This window comes from Sphingobium sp. BS19 (genome assembly GCF_027925545.1).
Lineage (GTDB): Bacteria > Pseudomonadota > Alphaproteobacteria > Sphingomonadales > Sphingomonadaceae > Sphingobium.
On record NZ_BSEF01000077.1, the window covers coordinates 1 to 1,430 of the forward strand.

A 1,430-nucleotide genomic window follows, 5' to 3' on the forward strand; every position below is an offset into this window, starting at 1 on the left:
TTCCTCCTCCTACGCACCATTCGGAAAGGCGAGGCGCGTGGAGGGCGGCTATGCCGTCGAAGGCCGCTGGTCCTGGTCAAGTGGCTGCGACCACGCGACCTGGGTTATCCTTGGTGCTCTTGTTGAAATGGAGAACGGAGAAACCAATCACCTTGCCTTGGTGGTGGCGCCAGGCGATTACGAGATTGTCCAATCGTCATGGGATTCAGCTGGTCTTTCCGGAACTGGGAGTAAGGATATCATTGTCAAAGGCGCGTTTGTTCCCACGTATCGTGTTCACAATATCAATGACGGCTATGTGTTGGCGGAGCCTGGTCGTGCGACGTTCACCGCAGACACGTACAAATTGCCCTTCGGCAGCGTATTCGCGTTGACGTTGGCCAGCGTATTGGTGGGAATGGCAGATGGCGCATTCGATTTTTACCTCGATTATATAGGCAAGCGCACGAGCGCTTATACTGGGGCGGGCTTCAAGGAAGACGCCCTTGCGCAGCAGGTATTGGCAGAAGCCCATTCTCTTCTGGATGGGGCGCATCTTCGGCTAAACCGGGATGCGGACGAGATGGCCGACTTCGCGATGCGCGGCGAGGACGTTCCGCTCGACCGGCGGGTCTTTTACAAATGGGATGCTGCAAATATCGTCAAGCAATGTCGTGATGCAGTTAATCTGCTGACGGCCAATTCCGGCGGTTCGATATTCAACCGCAATAGCCAGATGCAAAGATATTTCCGGGACATAAATACCGGATCAAACCACCTTTTTGTTAACCCCCAAAAAAGCTCGGTAAACTTCGCCAGATTTGTCCTCACTGGAGAAAATCAGGATTTGATGGTGTGATCTGGACACGAATTTAACCGACGGATGATTGGGAGAGTGATGATGGCAATAAAAACAGGATATTTTGGTCTCGAGGTTTCCGATCTGGATGCGTGGGAGACGTTTGGCCGGGATTTTGGCTTCGTCTGCGAACGCGATACGACGGGTCTTTTTTTCCGGATGGATGAAAAACTCCGCCGGGTCCAATGCGTCCAGGGTCCGGCGGACGATATTGCATGGGTCGGTTGGGAAGTGGATAGCCTTGATGAATATCGAGCGCGGAAAGCCACGTTGCGTGCTGGCAATGTTGACGTCAGGGAAGGTGATGCCCAAGGGGCGGCATTGCGGGGTGTGGAGGAGTATTTTCATTTCCTTGATCCCAACGGCGTCAGGTTTGAGATCGCGCATGGTCTCCATGACGGCGGCACGTTCGAATCTCCTCATATTCTCGGCGGTTTTGAGACCGGCGCGATGGGCATAGGCCATGTTGCCATCATGACCGGCGACTACGCCGCCTCTGAGAAGTTCCTCTGCACCATGATCGGCGCACGCCTCTCCGATCACGTCCATCAACAACTGCCCGACGGCAGCGTTCTGAGCGTGGCTTTCATGC

The 1,430-nt window shown here is 54.5% G+C and carries 1 protein-coding gene and 1 pseudogene; both read left to right on the top strand.

The window, feature by feature from the left end; translation table 11 throughout:
* Positions 1-838: hypothetical protein (locus QMG56_RS23230; RefSeq protein ID WP_375713762.1), on the top strand; the 838-nt coding region annotated here is incomplete at its 5' end.
* A 39-nt stretch (positions 839-877) separates the two neighbouring features.
* Positions 878-1,430: pseudogene (locus QMG56_RS23235) on the top strand (hypothetical protein); the annotation flags it as partial.